Source organism: Jannaschia sp. GRR-S6-38 (assembly GCF_029853695.1).
Taxonomy (GTDB): Bacteria; Pseudomonadota; Alphaproteobacteria; order Rhodobacterales; family Rhodobacteraceae; genus Jannaschia; species Jannaschia ovalis.
In genome coordinates this window covers 780,381-796,930 of the sequence record NZ_CP122537.1, presented here as the reverse complement: position 1 = coordinate 796,930, position 16,550 = coordinate 780,381, and the positions used below count along the sequence as shown (strand labels likewise).

Below are 16,550 nucleotides of genomic sequence, written 5' to 3'. Positions count from 1 at the left end.
CCGTGGTTCCGCGTATCAGTGAGGGAGGATTTTCCATGCCGTTCTACATGCTTCAGGGGCAATACACCGCCAAGGCCATCAAGGCGCTGGTCGACAAGCCGCAGGACCGCACCGGCCCCGCGAAGAAGCTCTTCGACGCGACCGGCGTCACCATGCACCACCTGTTCTTCTGCTTCGGGCGCGACGACGTGATGGTCATCGTCGAGGCGCCGAACGACGAGGCCGTCGCCGCCTCGGTCCTGGCGCTGGGCGCGTCGGGCGCCTTCGGGGGGATGATGACGACCAAGCTGCTGACCTCGGCCGAGGCGCAGGCCGCGATGACCAAGGCGCATGACGCCGCCAAGGCCTACGTGCCCGTCACCGCCTGAGAGGGCCGCGGGGGCCGGTCAGACGCCGTCCGGCCCCTGCCGCAGCGCCTTGATCTCGCCGCGGCGCTTCTTCGCCTCGACGCGCTTGCGCTTCTGGTTGCGCGACACCTGCGTCTTCACGCGTTTCTTCGGCTTCACCGCCGCCGCGCGGATCAGCTCCGCCAGCCGGGCGCGCGCGATCTCGCGGTTGCGCGCCTGGCTGCGCTCCTCGGACGCCTGGATGACCACGGCCCCGTCCTTGGTCCAGCGCCGCCCCGCCAGCCGCCGCAGCCGCGCCTTGACCGGGCCGGGCAGGGCGGGCGAGCGGTCCGCCTCGAAGCGCAGCTCGACCGCGGAGGAGACCTTGTTGACGTTCTGCCCGCCCGGGCCGCCCGCGCGGACGAATTGCTCGGTCAGCTCCCAATCCTGGATCTCGATCTCGTCGGTCACGCGGAGCGGCATGGCGGTCTCGGGCGTCGCGGGGAAGATGGGGCGGGCCGGCGCGTCGCCGGACCCCTTACATGAAAGAAGGCCGCCCCTCGACAACGGGACGGCCTTCCGAAAGTCTCAGGAGGCGGGGTCGGTTAGAGGAACTCCGCCTCGAAGGGTGTACCCTTGGGCTGCCTCAGGTACGGACCTCCGAAGTTGTCCCGACCGCTTTCTCCAATCCCTTTCTAGACACTGGATCACCTCCTTTCGCTGGTTGCCGATGCCTCGGAGGTTGGCACGTATCTGGTATGGGTCAAGCCCTTTCACGCAACCTTTTGTGTCATTTTCCCGGTGATGAGCCGGAACGGCACCAGCGCGAGCAGCGCCACGCCGATCTTCACCGACCAGTCGGCTAGCGCCAGCCCGACCCAGAGCGGCCCGACGGCCGTCGCCTCCTGCGCCCAGGACACGTCGCCCCAGGCGGCGGGGAAGGCCAGGAAGCCCGCGAAGGCGATGGTGAAGAAGATCGCCGTGTCCACAACCGAGCCCACCACCGACGAGGTCAGCGGCGCGACGTACCAAACCCGGTCCCGCAGCGCGGAAAACACCCCGAGGTCAATCAGTTGCGCGACGAGGAACGCGGTGCCGGAGGCCAGCGCGATGCGCCAGGTCACGAGCGGCCCGAACTCGCCCTGGATCTGCGTGCCGATCAGCGAGCAGACGAGGCCCACGGCGAAGCCCCACAGCACGACGCGGCGCGCGCGGTCGGGCCCGTGCAGGCGGTTGGTGACGTCGGTCACGAGGAAGGCCAGCGGATAGCTGAACGCCCCCCAGGTGAGCCAGCCATCGGCGATGAGGAACTGCACGCCGATATTGGACGCGACGACGATCGCCGCCATGGCGAGGATTGGAAGAAGCATAGGGTAACCCGTTTTGACATGGTGGTCGGAGACATGGCCCGGGGGACGTCCCGTCGGGCAAGGCCGCCCTCTAGGCCCCTTCGGTCCCGGGTGCAAGATCGTCGGCGCGGAAGGGCTCGGGGATCGCGTCCCGTCCGTCGAGGATCAGGTCGGCCAGGATCTCGGCCAGTTTCGGTGCCATGCCGAAGCCGATCTTGAACCCGCCATTGGCGACGAACTGCCCCGGCCGCCCCGGCCAGGCGCCGGCCAGCGGCGCGCGGGACCGGGCGCGCGGGCGGATGCCGGCCCAGCGGCGCAGCACGGGCGCGTCGCGCAGACCGGGCAGGACGGCGCGGGCGCGCTCCAGCAGCGCCTCGGCCTGACCGTCCGGCTCGGCATGGTCGAAATCGCGCTCGGAGGTCGAGCCGATCGCGGTCGTGCCGTCGGCATGGGGCACGACATGCAGCCCGTCGACGTAAAGCTGCGGCCGGTCGCGCCGGTCCAGCTCCAGCAGCACCGCCTGGCCCTTCACACCGGTCCCCGCCGCGCGGCCCCGGCCGTCGCGCATCTCGGCCAGTCCTTCCCAGCCGGTGGCGTGCAGCACCGCGCCCTCGGGCGCGGCCGCCGCCACGATCTCGCCCCCCGCGGCGCGGATCGCGCGGGCCAGCGCGTCGCAGGCGCGCGCGGGGTGCAGGCGGGCCGAGAGCGTGTCGCGGATGACTTCGGCCGTGCCGGGCGACCAGCCGTCGGGCGCCGGCACGACTTCCCAGACCGCCGCGCCGCGCCAGAGCCGCCGCGCCCCCTCGGCGCGCTCCAGCGCGCGGGCGCGGGCCTCGGCATCCGCGATCGGCTGCAGCCGGCCGGTCCGCGCATAGCCCGGATCGCCGCCCCCGGCCTGCGCCACCTCGGCCCACCAGGCCTCGGACATCAGCAGGCTGTCGAGCTGGAAGGCCTTCTTCGGGTTCCACTGCTCGGGCACATGCGGGGCCAGCGCGCCGACGATCCCTCCCGAGGCCCCGGCGCCGACGCCGCCGGGATCGACCACGCGCACCCGCGCGCCGCGCCGGGCCAGCGCCCAGCCGCAGGACAGGCCGGATACGCCCGCGCCCAGGATGGTGACGTCGATTGCCAAGACCCGCATCCTTCCGCATGAGAACGGGGCGAGGCATAGGGCAGGCGATGGGCGACGGAAATCCCCCCGAACTGGACTGGCGCGACGGTGTCCCCGTCGCGCGCGCCTTCGGTGACCCGTATTTCTCGCTGGCCGACGGGGCGGCCGAGACGCGGCACGTCTTCCTCGGCGGCAACGATCTGCCCGCGCGCCTGCGCGACGGCTTCCACGTGGCCGAGCTAGGCTTCGGCACCGGGCTGAACGCGCTGGTGCTGGCCGCCGCCTGGACCGGGCCGGGCCGCATCGCGATGACCAGCTTCGAAGCCTTCCCAATGGCGAAGGACGACATGGCCCGCGCGCTGTCGGGCTTCCCGGGCCTCGGCGCTGAGGCCCTGCTCGACCAGTGGCCGGGCGAGCGGATCGCGCTGGGCGGGCTCGACCTGACGCTGATCCCGGGCGACGCGCGCGACACCCTGCCGCGCTGGGCCGGGCGCGCTGACGCTTGGTTCCTCGACGGCTTCGCCCCAGCCCGCAATCCCGAGCTCTGGGAGCCGGATCTGATGGCTCAGGTCGCGCGCCACACCGCGCCCGGCGGCAGCTTCGCCACCTACACGGCGGCGGGCCATGTCCGGCAGGCGCTGGCCGCGGCGGGTTTCGCGGTCGAGCGCGTGCCGGGCTTCGGCCGCAAGCGTCACATGACGCGCGGGCGGCTGCCATGACCGACGCGGGCCGCGGCATCGCGTTGATGTGCCTGACCATGCTGGCGCTCGCGGTGCAGGACGGCTTCTCGCGGCACCTGGCGGGCGAATACAACGTCTGGATGGTGGTGATGATCCGCTACTGGTTCTTCGCCGCGCTGGCCTGCGGGCTGGCGGCGAGCCGGGGCCGGCTCCGCGCGGCCTTCGCCACGCCCCGGCCGTTCCTGCAGGCCGGGCGCGGGCTGCTCTTCACCGCCGAGATCGTGATCCTCGTCTGGGCCTTCACCGAGCTGGGGCTTGCGCGCAGCCACGCGATCTTCGCGCTTTGCCCGCTGATCACCGCGGCCATCGCCGTCTGGGTGCTGGGTGAGCGCATCGGCGCGCGCCGTTGGCTTGCCATCGCCGCGGGCTTCGCCGGCGTCCTTGTGATCCTGCGGCCCGGTGCCGCCGGCTGGGACGCGACGGCGCTCGCACCGCTTCTGGCGGCGGCGATGTTCGGGCTCTACGCCGTGCTGACCCGACTGGCCGCGCGCACCGACACGGCGCTGACCAGCTTCGTCTGGACCGGCGTGACCGGCGCCGTCGCCATGACCCTGCCGGGGCTGTGGTTCTGGCAGCCGATGGCGCCGGCCGACTGGGGCTGGATGGCGGGGCTCTGCGGGGTGGCGGCGCTGGGCCAGTGGCTCTTCATCAAGACCTACGAGGCGGCCGAGGCCGGGCTGGTCCAGCCCTTCGCCTATCTGCAGCTCGTCTTCGCGAGCCTGATCGGGGTCACCGTCTTCGGCGAGACGCTGGCGGCCAATGTCGTGATCGGCGCGGGGATCGTCATCGCGGCGGGGCTCTTCACGATCCTGCGGGCGCGCCCTGCGCCGGGCGAGGGGCCGCTCGACCGCGGCGCGGGATAGCCGGGCGCGTCAGTCGCCCCGGGTCGCCTTGATCGCGGGGTCCGCCAACTCGTCATAACCCTCGCGCAGCCAGCGCGACAGCCGGACCTCCGCGGGCGCGCCGTTCAGCCGCGCGTGATAAGGCAGCAGGCTTTCCGAGACCCGCATGATGTAGTTGCGTGTCTCCGAGAAGGGCACGTCCTCGATCCAGTCGACCACGTCCACGCCGGGGGCGCCCGGATGGCCCTTCTGCCGGCTCCAGCGCCGCGCGCGCGAGGGCCCGGCATTGTAGGCGGCGGGCACCAGCACCGGCGACAGGCCGAATTCGGCCTCCAGCTCGCCCAGATAGGCGGTGCCCAGCCGCGCGTTGTAATCGGGGTCGCTGGTCAGCGCGCCCTGCCGGTATTCCGCGCCGATCAGCTCGGCCATCTCGCGGGCGGTGCCGGGCATGACCTGCATCAGACCGCGCGCGCCGGCGGGGCTGACGACCGAGGGGTCGAATTCCGACTCGCGCCGCGCGATCGACAGGACCAGCTCGGGGGCGACCGGGCCCGGCTCGGCGGCCAGGTCGGTCACCGGGAAGTACCCGGCATGCAGCTCGTGCCCGGCCTGCGCGGCCCGCTTGGCGACGATCAGCGCGATATGCGGCTCGTCGAGGTCGAGCGCGAGGTCGATCAGGCTGCCGATCTCGGCGCGGGGCAGGCTCTCGGCCAGATGCGCCATGAAGCGCTCGGCGAGGCCCATCTCGCCCACCGCGCGCAGCTCCAGCGCGGCGGCCAGGACGGAGCTGTCGAAGAAGGACGTCTCGGCCACCGGCGGAAAGGTCTCGGTTCCGGCCAGGCGCGGGTCGGCGGGCAGGCCCGCGCGTTCGGCGGCGAGCTGTCCGTAGAAGCTGGTCTGGTAGCGGGCGCCCGCGGCATAAGCCTCCGCCGCGCCCTCGGAATCGCCCGTCTCCTCCAGCGCGCGGCCCAGCCAGTAGCCCGCCCGGCCCTTCGAGATGGGCGAGGCGACGGCCGCGTCGAAGCGGCGGAAATGCGCGGCCGCCGCGGCGGCGTCGTCGCGGAAGCGCAGCGCGACATAGCCGGCCAGCCACTCATTGCCCGCGACGGCGCGATGGCCCTCGGGCAGGTGGTGGCGGGCGGCGACGCGGTAGGCCTCCTCGGGGAAGCCGTCCTGCTTGAGCCCGCGGGCCAGCCGCTCGCGATGCTGGCCCCAGGCCTCGGGCCGGCCGAGGCTGTCGGCGCTTTCGTCGAAGGCGAAGAGGAGCTCCAGCGCGTCCTCGCGGCGGTCCTTCTCCAGCCGCCAGCGGAACCGCTCATAGGCGAGGCCGGGATGGTCGCGCAGCACCTCCGGCACCGCTTCGATCAGATCGTCCACGCCGGGCCGCCCGTCGCGCAGCGCGATCCGCGCGCGCGCCAGCGCAGCCTCGGGCCCGGCGACCAGCGGCAGCACGCGCTCGGCGCTCTGCAGGTCGCCCGACCAGGCCATGGCGTCCAGGCGGGCGGCGTGAAACGGCTCCAGCACCTCGCCGAAGAGCTGCAGGAACCCCGCCTGGCTGGAGCTGGGCATCGGCATGGCGAGCCACGTCTCGATGGCCAGCGTTTCGGCCTCGGCCGCGCGGCCCTTGGCGCGCAGCGCCGTGGCCAGCATCAGCGCGCCCTTCGAGGTGCGCGGCGGCCGCCCGTCGAAGAATTCGAGGATCGCGTCGGGCGCGGCGGTGGCGGGGATCGTGGGCTCGACCCGCGCCTGCAACAGGTCCAGCCCCGGCCAGTCGGGATTGCGGCGCAGGAACTCGCGGCCCTCCGCGAAGGTGCCCTTGCGGGCGCGCAGCAGCGTCCACATCACGACGTCGCGCGCCGGCTGCGTGTCGATCCGCGCCATCGCCGCCAGCGCCGCGTCGCGGTCGCCCGCGCGCGCCTGCGCGAGCCCCGCGGCGAGATTGCCATCCGCGCGCGCCGCGCCCGCCAGAACCAGCGCCGCGACCGCGATCGTCGCGATCCTGAGAAACATCCTGTCCCGCACTCCCCAACGCAGTTGACGGTCGACCTAGCACGAATCCGGCATCCGCCAGAAGCATCGCCTTGTGGCCGTTTCGACCCTTGGCTAGTTTCCGCTCGATTTTGTGACCTTAAGGAGGCGACGATGTTCAAAGGCTCCATGCCCGCGCTGGTGACGCCCCTGAAGGACGGCGCGGTGGATTTCGCGGCGCTCGACGCCCTTGTCGACTGGCAGATCGCGGAAGGCTCCCACGGGCTGGTGCCGGTCGGTACGACCGGCGAAAGCCCCACGCTCACCCATGCCGAGCACGAGGCCGTGGTCGAGGCTGTGGTCAAGCGTGCCGCGGGCCGCGTGCCGGTGATCGCGGGCGCGGGGTCGAACAACACCGCCGAGGCGCGCCGCTTCGTCCAGCACGCCAAGGCCGTCGGCGCCGATGCCGCGCTGGTGGTCACGCCTTATTACAACAAGCCCACCCAGGCCGGGCTGATCGCGCATTTCAGCGCGCTGAACGAGGTCGGCCTGCCGATCGTCATCTACAACATCCCCGGCCGCTCGGTCGTGGACATGACGCCCGAGACCATGGGCAAGCTGGCCAAATTGCCCAACATCGTGGGCGTGAAGGATTCGACCGGCGATCTGTCCCGCGTCAGCGCGCAGCGCATCACCTGCGGGCCGGATTTCATCCAGCTCTCGGGCGAGGACGCGATCGCGCATGGCTTCAACGCGCAGGGCGGCACGGGCTGCATCTCGGTCACCTGCAACGTCGCGCCGCGGCTTCTGTCCGAGATGCAGGAAGCGACGCTCGCCGGCGATTTCGCCACTGCGCTCGAGATCCAGGACCGGCTCATGCCGCTGCATCAGGCGATCTTCGCCGAGCCGGGGCTGGTCGGCGCCAAGACCGCGCTCGCCATGCTGGGCCGCTGTTCGGAGGAGGTGCGCCTGCCGCTGGTCGGCGCGACCGAACCCACGCGCGCCCGGATCGCCGACGCCATGCGCCATGCGGGGCTCTTGAACTGAGACGTCCGTGACCGCGCCGGGCCTGCCGCGCGGGCTGGTCCCGCTTCTCTCGGCGGCCAATTTCGTGATCGGCATGGGCGCCTTCCTCGTGATCGGCGCGCTGGGGCCCCTGGGCCGCGACCTGTCGATGTCGCCCGCCCAGGCGGGCTGGGTGCTCACCTCCTATGCGCTGGGCTACGCGCTGCTATCGCCGCTTCTGGTCTCGCTGACCGGCGGGCTGGGACGGCGGCGGGTGCTGGCGCTCGGCATGGGGCTCTTCGCGCTGGCGGCGATGGGCTCGGCGCTGGCGCCCTCGGCCGGCTGGCTCTTCGCGGCGCGGGTGCTGGCGGCGGCGGGGGCGGGGATGTGCACGCCCGTCACGGCGGCCGTCGCGGGCGCGCTGGCCCCGCCCGACCGGCGCGCGCATGTGCTCGCGATGACGCTGTTCGGGCTGACGCTGGCGCAGGTGCTGGGCGTGCCGGCGGGCAGCTGGATCGCCTATCAGGCGGGCTGGCGCGCCGCCTTCTGGGTGGTCGCGGTCCTCGCGGTGCTGGCGACCGTCGCGCTGTGGCTGCGGGTGCCGGCGGGGCTCTCCTTCCAGCCGGTCCGGCTGGCCGATCTGGCCCGGGTCCTCGCCGCACCGCGCATGATGCTGGCCATCGGCTTTACCGCCACCTTCCTCGGCGCGATCTATGTGCCCTACACCTATCTCGCCCCGCTGCTCGAACAGGCGATGGGCCTCGGCCGCGACGGCGTGACGGCCGCGCTGGCGGTCTACGGGGCGGGGGCGGTGGTGGGCAACCTGCTGGGCGGACGGCTGGCAGACCGGCTGGGCGCGGTGCGCACGCTGGTCCTTCTGTCGCTGGGGCAGGTGGCGCTGATGCCGCTGATCTCGACCCTGCCCTGGGGGCTGATGCCGGCGCTCGCCTTCTTCTTCCTCTGGGCGGTGTCGGGCTGGTCCTTCATGGCAGGCCAGCAGGCCCGGCTGGTCACGCTGGCGGGCGCGCGCGCGCCGGTCGTGCTGTCGCTCAACGCCGCGGCGATCTATCTGGGCGCGGCCTTCGGGGCGGCGCTCGGCGGCTGGGTGGTCTCGGGCGCGGGCCTGATGGCCGTGGGCTGGGCCGGCGGCCTCCTGGCGCTGGGCGCGGTCGCGCACATCCTCGCCTCCGCCCGGCTCGCCCCGGTGGACAGCGCGCCCCTGCGCCCCTAGGTGACGGCCATGGCGAAGAAGGACGAAAACAAGAACTACAAGGTCATCGCCGAGAACCGGCGGGCGCGCTTCGACTACGCGATCGAGGACGATATCGAATGCGGCATCATTCTCGAGGGCTCGGAGGTCAAGTCGCTGCGCCAGGGCGGGGCCAATGTCGCCGAGAGCTATGCCGAGGTGAAGGATGGCGAGCTCTGGCTCGTCAATTGCTACATCGCCCCCTACGCCCAGGCCGCGCCCTTCGGCCATGACGAGCGCCGCCGCCGCAAGCTCCTGGTGTCCAAGCGCGAGCTGTCGAAGTTGTGGAACGCCTCGGCGCGCGAGGGCTACACGCTCGTGCCGCTGGTGCTCTATTTCAACCATCGCGGGATGGCGAAGCTGAAGATCGGCATCGCCAAGGGCAAGAAGACCTCCGACAAGCGCGACACGATGGCCAAGCGCGACTGGCAGCGCCAGAAGGCGCGCCTCTTGAAGGAACACGGCTGACGAGCCTCGGGGCGATCCCCGCGCAGGCCCCGAGGTATTTGATGCCGGAGTAAGAAGGGTCTTGCCATCGCGCCGGGCCCGTCGTCCCTAGCGGGCCATGACCGTCCTGTCCGCCCTGCGCCTCAGCCGCGCGCCCGTCGCCGCCTTCGCGGCCGTGGGCGTCACCTGGGGCTGTTTCGCCGCCATGGCGCCGGTGCTGAAGGCGCGGGCGGGGGTGGACGATGCGACCTTCGGGCTGATGCTGCTCGGGACGGCGCTGGGGCTTGCGACGACGCTCTATGTCGCGCCGCGCTGGGACCGGGGCCTCGGGCGCTGGGCCATGCCGCTGGGCACCGTCCTCGTGGCGTTCGCCGCGCTGGGTCCCGGCTGGGCGGCCACGCCGCTGGCGCTGTTTCTCGCGCTGACGCTGATGGGCGCGACCAGCGGGCTCACCGACGTGGTGATGAATGCCCGCGTCTCCGAGATCGAGGCCCGCGCCGCGCGCAGCCTGATGAACGCCAACCACGCCATGTTCTCGGTCGCCTATGCCGCCTCGGCGCTGGCCACCGGCGCGATGCGCGAGGCCGGCTGGACCCCCGAGCAGATCTTCCCGGCGATCTCGGCCGCGCTCCTGCTGCTTGCGCCCTTCCAGTTCATGGAGACCGCGCGCCCCGAGCCGCCCGACCCCGACGCGCCGACGCGCCTGCCGGTCGCGCTGATCGCGGTCTGCTCGGGCATCGTGCTCATCGCCTTCATGGCCGAATCGACGGTCGAGAGCTGGTCGGCCCTGCATATCGAGCGGACGCTGAACGGCGGCGCGGCCGAGGGCGCCTTCGGCCCGGCCATGCTGGGGATCACCATGGCGCTGGGACGCTTCTCGGGACAGGTCGTCGCGGCGCGCTTCTCGGAGGTGGGGGTGATCCGCATCGCCTCCGCGCTGGCCGTGGCGGGCGTGCTGGTCGCCGCCAGCGCGCCCTCACCGGGCGTGGCCTATCTGGGGTTCGGGCTCCTCGGCCTCGGTATCTCGGTGATCGGTCCGATGGGCCTCGCGCTCGCCGGCCGGCTCGCGACCCCGCGCCAGCGCACGGCGGTGATCGCGCGGGTCGCGGTGATCGGGTTTCTGGGCTTCTTCCTTGCGCCCGCGCTGATGGGGCTCGGCTCCGAGGCCTTCGGGCTACGCTGGGCCTTCGCCGGCGTGGCGGTGCTGCTGGCGGTGGTCTGGCCGCTCAGCCGTTCCGCCCATGCGGCTCCCATTCGCCCCTGAAGCCCTTGGGCACCAAAAGGTTGTGCGGCCCCAGGTCGTGGACGTCCTTCTCGCCGCAGAGCGCCATGGTCGTGTCCAGCTCCTTGCGGATGACCTCCAGCGTCTGGGCCACGCCCTTCTGGCCCATCGCGCCCAGCCCGTAGATGAAGGCGCGGCCAATATAGGTGCCGCGCGCGCCCAGCGCGACGGCCTTCAGCACGTCCTGCCCCGAGCGGACGCCGCCATCCATGTGGACCTCGATCTTGTCGCCCACCGCGTCCACGATCTCGGGCAGCATCCGGATCGAGCTCAGCGCCCCGTCCAGCTGCCGGCCGCCATGGTTCGACACGATGATCGCGTCGGCCCCGACCTGCAGCGCCATCCGCGCATCCTCCGCATCGAGGATGCCCTTCAGGATCAGCTTGCCGCCCCATTTCTCCTTGATACGGCGCACCTTCTCCCAGTCGAGCCGCGGATCGAACTGCTCGTTCGTCCAGGAGGCGAGGCTCGCGGCATTCTCCACGCCCTTGGCATGGCCCACGATATTGCCGAAGAACCGCCGCTTGGTCTGCAGCATGTTCAGGCCCCAGCCGATCTTGGTCATCATGTTGGCGACCGAGGCGGGGGTCAGCTTGGGCGGGGCGCTCAGCCCGTTCTTCAGGTCCTTGTGCCGCTGGCCCAGGATCTGCAGGTCCAGCGTCAGCACCAGCGCGTCGCAGCCCGCCGCACGGGCGCGCTCGATCAGGCGGTCGACGAAATCCTCGTCGCGCATCACGTAGAGCTGGAACCAGAAGGGCTTGGTCGTGTGCTCGGCCACGTCCTCGATCGAGCAGATCGACATGGTCGACAGCGTGAACGGCACGCCCGCGGCCTCCGCCGCCTTGGCGGCCAGGATCTCGCCATCGGCATGCTGCATCCCCGTCAGCCCCACCGGCGCCAGCGCCACCGGCATCGCCACCTCGCGCCCGATCATCGTCGTGGCGGTCGAGCGCCCCTCCATGTCCACCGCCACGCGCTGGCGCAGGCGGATCAGGTCGAAATCGCTCTCGTTCTCGCGATAGGTCTGCTCGGTCCAGCTGCCCGACTGGCAATAATCGTAGAACATCTTCGGCACGCGGCGGCGGTAGATGGCGTGCAGATCGTCGACATTGGTGATAACGGGGGGCATCGGCGGACCTCCTGGATTGGTCAGAAGTCCTAACCAATTCGCGGGGAACGGGCAATCCGGAATCCCGCGTTGCAATTGATACGACATCGTACTATGTAGTACAACATCGTATCAAAGGAGGCTGTCATGCCCGACCTCTCCCGCAGAAAGACCCTGGCCCTGATCGGCGGCGGAACCGTCCTCGCCGCGGGCGCCGGGATTGGCGCCTTCGCCGCCACCCGCACACCCCATGCCGCGCTCGCCCCCTGGGACGCGGCGGGGGCCTATGCCGATCCGCGGATGCGCGCGCTCAGCTACGCGCTGCTCGCGCCCAATCCGCACAACCGCCAGCCTTGGGAGGCGGAGCTGATCGGCACGGACGGCATCACCATCTGGCGCGACCCGGCGCGCGACCTGCTGGTGACCGACCCCTTCGCCCGCCAGCTCACCATCGGGATGGGCTGTTTCCTCGAACTCGCCCGCATGGCCGCCGACGCGGAGGGTCTCGCCACCGAAACCACGCTCTTCCCGGCGGGCGAGGCCGGCCCCGTCGCGCGGCTGCGCCTCGTGCCGGGCGGCACGCCCGATCCGCTCTTCGCGCATGTGATGGAACGCCGATCCCACAAGGCGGCCTTCGAACTCCGCCCCGTCACCGCGGATGCCGCCGCGCCGCTGGCCCGCCACGCCACGCTGCATCTGGACGGACGCCTGCGCGACGACCTCCGCCAACTCGCCCAGGACGCCTGGCGGACCGAGATGGCGACCCCCGCCGCGTTGAAGGAAAGCATCGACCTGCTGCGCATCGGCCGCAACGAGATCGAGGCCAATCCCGACGGCATCGACCTGGGCGGCCCGCTGATGGAGGGGCTGGCGCGGGCCGGCCTCCTGACCCGCGCGGCGGCGATGGATCCCGACAACCCGGGCACGCGCCGCCAGATCGAGGGCGAGGCCGCGATCATCATGGGCGCGCCCGCGATGCTGACCCTGGTGACGCCCGGCAATACGCGCCGCGACCAGATCGCGGCCGGGCGCCGCTGGCTGCGCCTTAACCTCGCCGCCACCGGCGCGGGGCTGGCGATCCGCCCCGTCAGCCAGGCGCTGCAGGAATATCCGGAGATGGCCGCCCATCTGGCGCGCGCGCATGCCCTCGCCGCGCCGGATGGCGGGACGGTTCAGATGCTCGGCCTTCTGGGCTATGCAGCTCGCACGGCCCGCACCCCGCGCTGGCCGCTCGAAACCCGGATGCGCGATGCCTGACTCCGAACACGATCCCGACGCGCTGCGCCGCGTCTTCGCGATCTTCAACGAGGTCGGGATCGTCGCCCAGCTCAGCCGCGCGCTCTTCGAGGCGCGGCTGCCGCCGGGCGTGCTGGTGCCGCATTTCTCGATCCTCAACCATCTCGTGCGGGTCGCGGACGGGCAGACGCCCCTGACCCTCGCCCGCGCCTTCCAGGTCCCCAAGACCACCATGAGCCACATGGTCGCCACAGTCGAAAAGCGCGGCTGGGTCGAACTCCGGCCCAACGCCGCCGACGGGCGCTCCAAGCGGGTCTGGCTGACCCCGGCGGGCCGCGCCTTCCGCGAAGACGCCATCGCCGCGCTGACCCCCGACCTCGCGACCGCCGCGACGGCGCTCGACCCGGCCGCGCAGGATCAGCTCCTGGCCCATCTCGAAACCCTGCGGCGCTTCCTCGACGCCGCCCGCGATCAGCCGAACGGATCCGCCGGGTAGCCCACGCCGGTCAGGCACAGCCCGTCCGGCGGCGCCACCGGCCCGCAGGCGGCGCGGTCCCGCGCGGCCAGCACCTCGGCCACGCGCCCGGGCGGCCAGGCGCCCGCGCCCACCCGCTCCAGCGTGCCCGCGATCGAGCGCACCTGGTTGTGCAGGAAGGACCGCGCCCGCAGATGCAGGCGGATCTCCTGCCCGCCCGGATGCGGCAGCGCCTCAACCGCGATCTCGTCGAGTGACTTCACCGGTGAGGCCGCCTGGCAGATCGACGCCCGGAAGGTCGTGAAATCGTGCCGCCCCACCAGATGCGCCGCGCCCGCGCGCATCGCGTCGGCGTCCAGCGGCCCGGGCACGCGCCAGGCCTGCCCGCGATCCAGCACCAGGGGCGCCCGGCGGGCGACGATGCGGTAGGTATAGCGCCGCTCGACGGCCGAGAACCGCGCGTGCCAGCCATCCGCCACCCGCGCGCCGGCGGTGATCGCGACCGGCGCGGGCCTCAGGTGGTGATTGACCGCTTCCGACAGCCGGAACGGGTCCCAGTCGCGCGCCAGCTCGGCATGGGCGACCTGCCCCGTTGCGTGCACGCCCGCATCCGTGCGCCCCGCCGCGGCGATCGCGGGCATCGCGGGCTCCAGCACCCGCAGCGCCTCCTCCAGCGTCTGCTGTACCGAGGCCGGCCCGTCCTGGCGCTGCCAGCCCGCGAAGGGGCCGCCGTCATATTCGATGCGGAAGGCGTAGCGTGGCATGCCGCGCGCCATGCCACGCCGCGCGCCAAGGGTGAAGGGGGCAGGGGCCTAGCGATAGGCGCGCTCGGCCTCGATCAGCCGCCGCTTGCGCCACAGCCCGCCGCCATAGCCGGTCAGCGACCCGTCCGCCCCGATGACCCGGTGACAGGGGATGACCACCGCGATCCGGTTGGCCCCGTTGGCCCGCGCAACGGCGCGCGTCGCCGCCGGCCGGCCGATGGCGGCGGCGATCTCGGAATAGCTGCGGGTGTGCCCCGGCGGAATCGCCCGCAGCGCCGCCCAGACCTGCCGCTGGAAGGGCGTGCCCGCGGGCTCCAGCGGCGTGGCGAAGCCCGCGCCGCGCCCGGCCAGGAAGGCGTCCAATTCCGCAGCCACCGCGTCCACCGGCGGCAGCCGACCGAGCCCGAGCGACCCCTTCGCCTCCGCCCGGAGGCGCCGCAATTCGTTCGGCAGGGCGGGGCGGTCGGCGAATTCCAGAAGGTGCAGATGCGTCCGGCTCGCCACCGCGACCATCGCGCCCAGCGCGGTCTCGATCCAGTCGGCCTGCAAGAGCCCGTCGCGCGCCAGCGTGCCGGGCGCCACGCCCAGATACCGCGCGAAGGCGCAGCGAAAGCCCGACGCGCTCTCGAAGCCCGCGGCCTGTTGCGCGGCGATCACCGCGCCGCCCTCGGCCAGCTCCGCCGCGCCCCGGCCCAGCCGCCGCAGCCGCGCCATGGTCAGGAAGGTCATGCCGAATTGCCGCCGGAAGGCCCGGCGGATGGTCGATGGGTCCCAGCCCCGCGCGGCCACGCAGGCTTCGGTCCAGCGCCGCCCCGGATCGGCCTCCAGCGCCGCCAGCAGGTCGGCGGTGGCCGGATCGGTCCCGCCGGCCAGCGGATGGCATCGCTTGCAGGGCCGGAACCCCGCCTCCAGGCAGGCGGCGATCGAAGCGTGGAAGGTGCAATTCTCGCGCCGGGGCTTTCGCGCCGGGCAGGTCAGGCGGCAGAACACCCCCGTCGAGCCCACCGCCACCCAGGCGCGGCCGTCCCAGGCCGGATCGCGCGCCAGCAGCGCATCGTAGAGCGTGTCGTCGGAGGGCAGGGCGAAGAGCATGACCCGAGCCTAGCCCCGCCCCGCGGCCGGCGCAGCCGCATTTCGGGCGCCGCTTTCCCTTTTGCCCCCGCCCGGCCTATCTGTGGGCGGAATTCGGATGGGGACGGGCATGATCGGACGGTTCACGGATGCGGTGACGCGCGGGGTGGGGGACGTCGCGGCCTCGGTCACCGACGTGTTCGATCCGACCATCCGGCTGGGCGTCACCGGGCTCAGCCGCGCCGGCAAGACCGTCTTCATCACCTCGCTCGTCGCCAACCTGATCGACCGGGGCCGGATGCCCGGCTTCTCCGCCGGCGCGCGGATTGAGACCGCCTTCCTGCAGCCCCAACCCGACGACACCGTGCCGCGCTTCGACTACGAGGCGCATTTGGCCGACCTGACCGCCCGCCAGCCGCACTGGCCCGACGGCACCCGCGCCGTCTCCGAGCTGCGGCTGTCGCTCAAGGTCCGGCCCGCGGGGATGCTCGCGGGACTCCGCGGCGCGCGGACGGTGCATCTCGATATCGTCGACTATCCCGGCGAATGGCTGCTCGATCTCGGGCTGATGGAGAAGGAATTCGACGACTGGTCCGCCCGCGCGCTGCGCCGCCTGAAGGACTGGGGCGCCACCGGCTACGCCGCCGCGCTGGCCGCCGTGGACCCGGCCGCCAAGCTGGACGAGCCGACCGCCCAGGCGCTCGCCCGCGCCTACACCGCCGATCTGCGCGACTTGCGCGCCGCCGGCGCCTACGACCTGACCCCGGGCCGCTTCCTGTTGCCCGGCGAGCTCGAGGGCTCGCCCGCGCTGACCTTCGCGCCGATGCCCCCGGGCGAGGGCCCGCGCGGCAGCCTGCGCCGCGAGATGGCGCGCCGCTTCGAGGCCTACAAGCGGCAGGTCGTGCAGCCCTTCTTCCGCGATCATTTCGCCCGGCTCGACCGCCAGATCGTGCTACTCGACGTGCTGGGCGCGATCCGCCGCGGCCCCCGCGCGGTCGAGGAGATGCGCGCCGCGATGGCCGACCTGCTGACCGCCTTCAAGCCCGGCGCGCTGGGCTGGCTGATGGCGCTTCTGGGCGCGCGGCGGGTGGACCGCGTGCTGTTTGCCGCGACCAAGGCCGACCACCTGCACCACGAACAGCACGCGCGCCTGACCGCCATCCTCGAGGCGATGGTGCGCGACGCCCGCGCCCGTGCCGATTTCGCCGGCGCGCAGACCCGCGCCATGGCGATCGCGGCCCTGCGCGCCACGGTCGAGGAGACGCGCGAACATGGCGGCGGCAGCCTCGGGGTCGTGCGCGGTCGCCTGCTCGACACCGGGCGCGAGGCCGCGCTCTATCCCGGCGCGCTGCCCGACGATCCCGCGCATCTGCTGGGCCCCGCCCGCGAAGGCGCCGAGGCCTGGCTCGACGCCGATTACGACGTGATGGAGTTCGCCCCCGCGCCCCTGACCCTGCGCCCCGGCGAGGGCCCGCCGCATATCCGCCTCGACCGCGCGGCGGATTTCCTGCTGGCCGACCGGCTCTGAGGCGGCTCCATTGAACCCGGCGGCCCGAAGCGCCACCTTCCCCGAAGGC

General features: G+C 72.6%; 17 protein-coding genes. 10 read left to right on the top strand and 7 right to left on the bottom strand.

The features are described 5' to 3' along the window. Positions 1 to 35 precede the first annotated feature (35 nt). Positions 36 to 368: a GYD domain-containing protein gene (locus P8627_RS04065; protein ID WP_279966316.1), complete on the top strand. Its 333-nt coding sequence runs from the start codon at positions 36 to 38 to the stop codon at positions 366 to 368. 18 nt (positions 369 to 386) lie between these two features. On the opposite strand, the gene arfB is transcribed toward P8627_RS04065, so the two are convergent. From arfB to P8627_RS04050, 3 genes are all read right to left on the bottom strand, one after another. Continuing rightward, positions 387 to 809 carry an alternative ribosome rescue aminoacyl-tRNA hydrolase ArfB gene (arfB, locus tag P8627_RS04060; RefSeq protein WP_279966315.1) on the bottom strand — a complete coding sequence of 141 codons (423 nt, stop codon included), beginning with the start codon at positions 807 to 809 and terminating at the stop codon, positions 387 to 389. Between the two features lie 290 nt (positions 810 to 1,099). After that, positions 1,100 to 1,696, bottom strand: a complete 597-nt coding sequence (locus tag P8627_RS04055; RefSeq protein WP_279966314.1) for a queuosine precursor transporter — start codon at positions 1,694 to 1,696, stop codon at positions 1,100 to 1,102. Positions 1,697 to 1,766: 70 nt separating this feature from the next. Beyond that, positions 1,767 to 2,816: an NAD(P)/FAD-dependent oxidoreductase gene (locus P8627_RS04050; protein ID WP_279966312.1), complete on the bottom strand. Its 1,050-nt coding sequence runs from the start codon at positions 2,814 to 2,816 to the stop codon at positions 1,767 to 1,769. Between the two features lie 38 nt (positions 2,817 to 2,854). Here P8627_RS04050 and mnmD point away from each other — a divergent pair, with 38 nt between their 5' ends. Continuing rightward, the gene (gene mnmD, locus P8627_RS04045) at positions 2,855 to 3,505 is read left to right on the top strand and encodes a tRNA (5-methylaminomethyl-2-thiouridine)(34)-methyltransferase MnmD (protein ID WP_279966310.1); all 651 of its coding nucleotides are present in this window, start codon (positions 2,855 to 2,857) and stop codon (positions 3,503 to 3,505) included. Then, on the top strand, positions 3,502 to 4,389 hold the full coding sequence (locus P8627_RS04040) for a DMT family transporter (RefSeq protein ID WP_279966308.1): 888 nt from the start codon (positions 3,502 to 3,504) through the stop codon (positions 4,387 to 4,389). The genes mnmD and P8627_RS04040 overlap by 4 nt, the downstream gene beginning before the upstream one ends. Before the next feature lie 9 nt (positions 4,390 to 4,398). Here P8627_RS04040 and P8627_RS04035 read toward each other — a convergent pair whose 3' ends face one another. Then, complete coding sequence (locus P8627_RS04035) at positions 4,399 to 6,378, bottom strand: lytic transglycosylase domain-containing protein (protein WP_279966307.1); 1,980 nt, start codon at positions 6,376 to 6,378, stop codon at positions 4,399 to 4,401. A gap of 132 nt (positions 6,379 to 6,510) precedes the next feature. Between P8627_RS04035 and dapA the strand changes: the two genes are divergently transcribed. The 4 genes from dapA (at position 6,511) to P8627_RS04015 (ending at position 10,301) form a co-directional block, all read left to right on the top strand. Beyond that, a complete protein-coding gene (dapA, locus tag P8627_RS04030) occupies positions 6,511 to 7,383 on the top strand; it encodes a 4-hydroxy-tetrahydrodipicolinate synthase (RefSeq protein ID WP_279966306.1) in 873 nt (290 codons plus the stop codon). Positions 7,384 to 7,390: 7 nt separating this feature from the next. After that, positions 7,391 to 8,572 carry an MFS transporter gene (locus P8627_RS04025; RefSeq protein ID WP_279966305.1) on the top strand — a complete coding sequence of 394 codons (1,182 nt, stop codon included), beginning with the start codon at positions 7,391 to 7,393 and terminating at the stop codon, positions 8,570 to 8,572. Between the two features lie 9 nt (positions 8,573 to 8,581). Further along, positions 8,582 to 9,058, top strand: a complete 477-nt coding sequence (gene smpB / locus P8627_RS04020; protein ID WP_279966303.1) for an SsrA-binding protein SmpB — start codon at positions 8,582 to 8,584, stop codon at positions 9,056 to 9,058. Positions 9,059 to 9,155: 97 nt separating this feature from the next. Next, on the top strand, positions 9,156 to 10,301 hold the full coding sequence (locus P8627_RS04015; protein ID WP_279966302.1) for an MFS transporter: 1,146 nt from the start codon (positions 9,156 to 9,158) through the stop codon (positions 10,299 to 10,301). Here the strand turns inward: P8627_RS04015 and P8627_RS04010 are convergent. Then, on the bottom strand, positions 10,264 to 11,448 hold the full coding sequence (locus tag P8627_RS04010) for an alpha-hydroxy acid oxidase (protein ID WP_279966301.1): 1,185 nt from the start codon (positions 11,446 to 11,448) through the stop codon (positions 10,264 to 10,266). The genes P8627_RS04015 and P8627_RS04010 overlap by 38 nt on opposite strands. 126 nt (positions 11,449 to 11,574) lie before the next feature. Between P8627_RS04010 and P8627_RS04005 the strand changes: the two genes are divergently transcribed. Both P8627_RS04005 and P8627_RS04000 read left to right on the top strand, forming a co-directional pair. Next, complete coding sequence (locus P8627_RS04005) at positions 11,575 to 12,684, top strand: Acg family FMN-binding oxidoreductase (protein ID WP_279966300.1); 1,110 nt, start codon at positions 11,575 to 11,577, stop codon at positions 12,682 to 12,684. Continuing rightward, positions 12,677 to 13,159 carry a MarR family winged helix-turn-helix transcriptional regulator gene (locus P8627_RS04000; protein WP_279966299.1) on the top strand — a complete coding sequence of 161 codons (483 nt, stop codon included), beginning with the start codon at positions 12,677 to 12,679 and terminating at the stop codon, positions 13,157 to 13,159. The genes P8627_RS04005 and P8627_RS04000 overlap by 8 nt, the downstream gene beginning before the upstream one ends. On the opposite strand, the gene truA is transcribed toward P8627_RS04000, so the two are convergent. Both truA and P8627_RS03990 read right to left on the bottom strand, forming a co-directional pair. Continuing rightward, complete coding sequence (truA, locus tag P8627_RS03995) at positions 13,135 to 13,902, bottom strand: tRNA pseudouridine(38-40) synthase TruA (RefSeq protein ID WP_279966298.1); 768 nt, start codon at positions 13,900 to 13,902, stop codon at positions 13,135 to 13,137. The two genes, P8627_RS04000 and truA, sit on opposite strands and share 25 nt — an antisense overlap. A gap of 48 nt (positions 13,903 to 13,950) precedes the next feature. After that, the gene (locus tag P8627_RS03990; RefSeq protein ID WP_279966297.1) at positions 13,951 to 14,994 is read right to left on the bottom strand and encodes a bifunctional transcriptional activator/DNA repair enzyme AdaA; all 1,044 of its coding nucleotides are present in this window, start codon (positions 14,992 to 14,994) and stop codon (positions 13,951 to 13,953) included. A gap of 109 nt (positions 14,995 to 15,103) precedes the next feature. Between P8627_RS03990 and P8627_RS03985 the strand changes: the two genes are divergently transcribed. Continuing rightward, a complete protein-coding gene (locus P8627_RS03985) occupies positions 15,104 to 16,501 on the top strand; it encodes a YcjX family GTP-binding protein (protein WP_279966296.1) in 1,398 nt (465 codons plus the stop codon). Positions 16,502 to 16,550 lie beyond the last annotated feature (49 nt).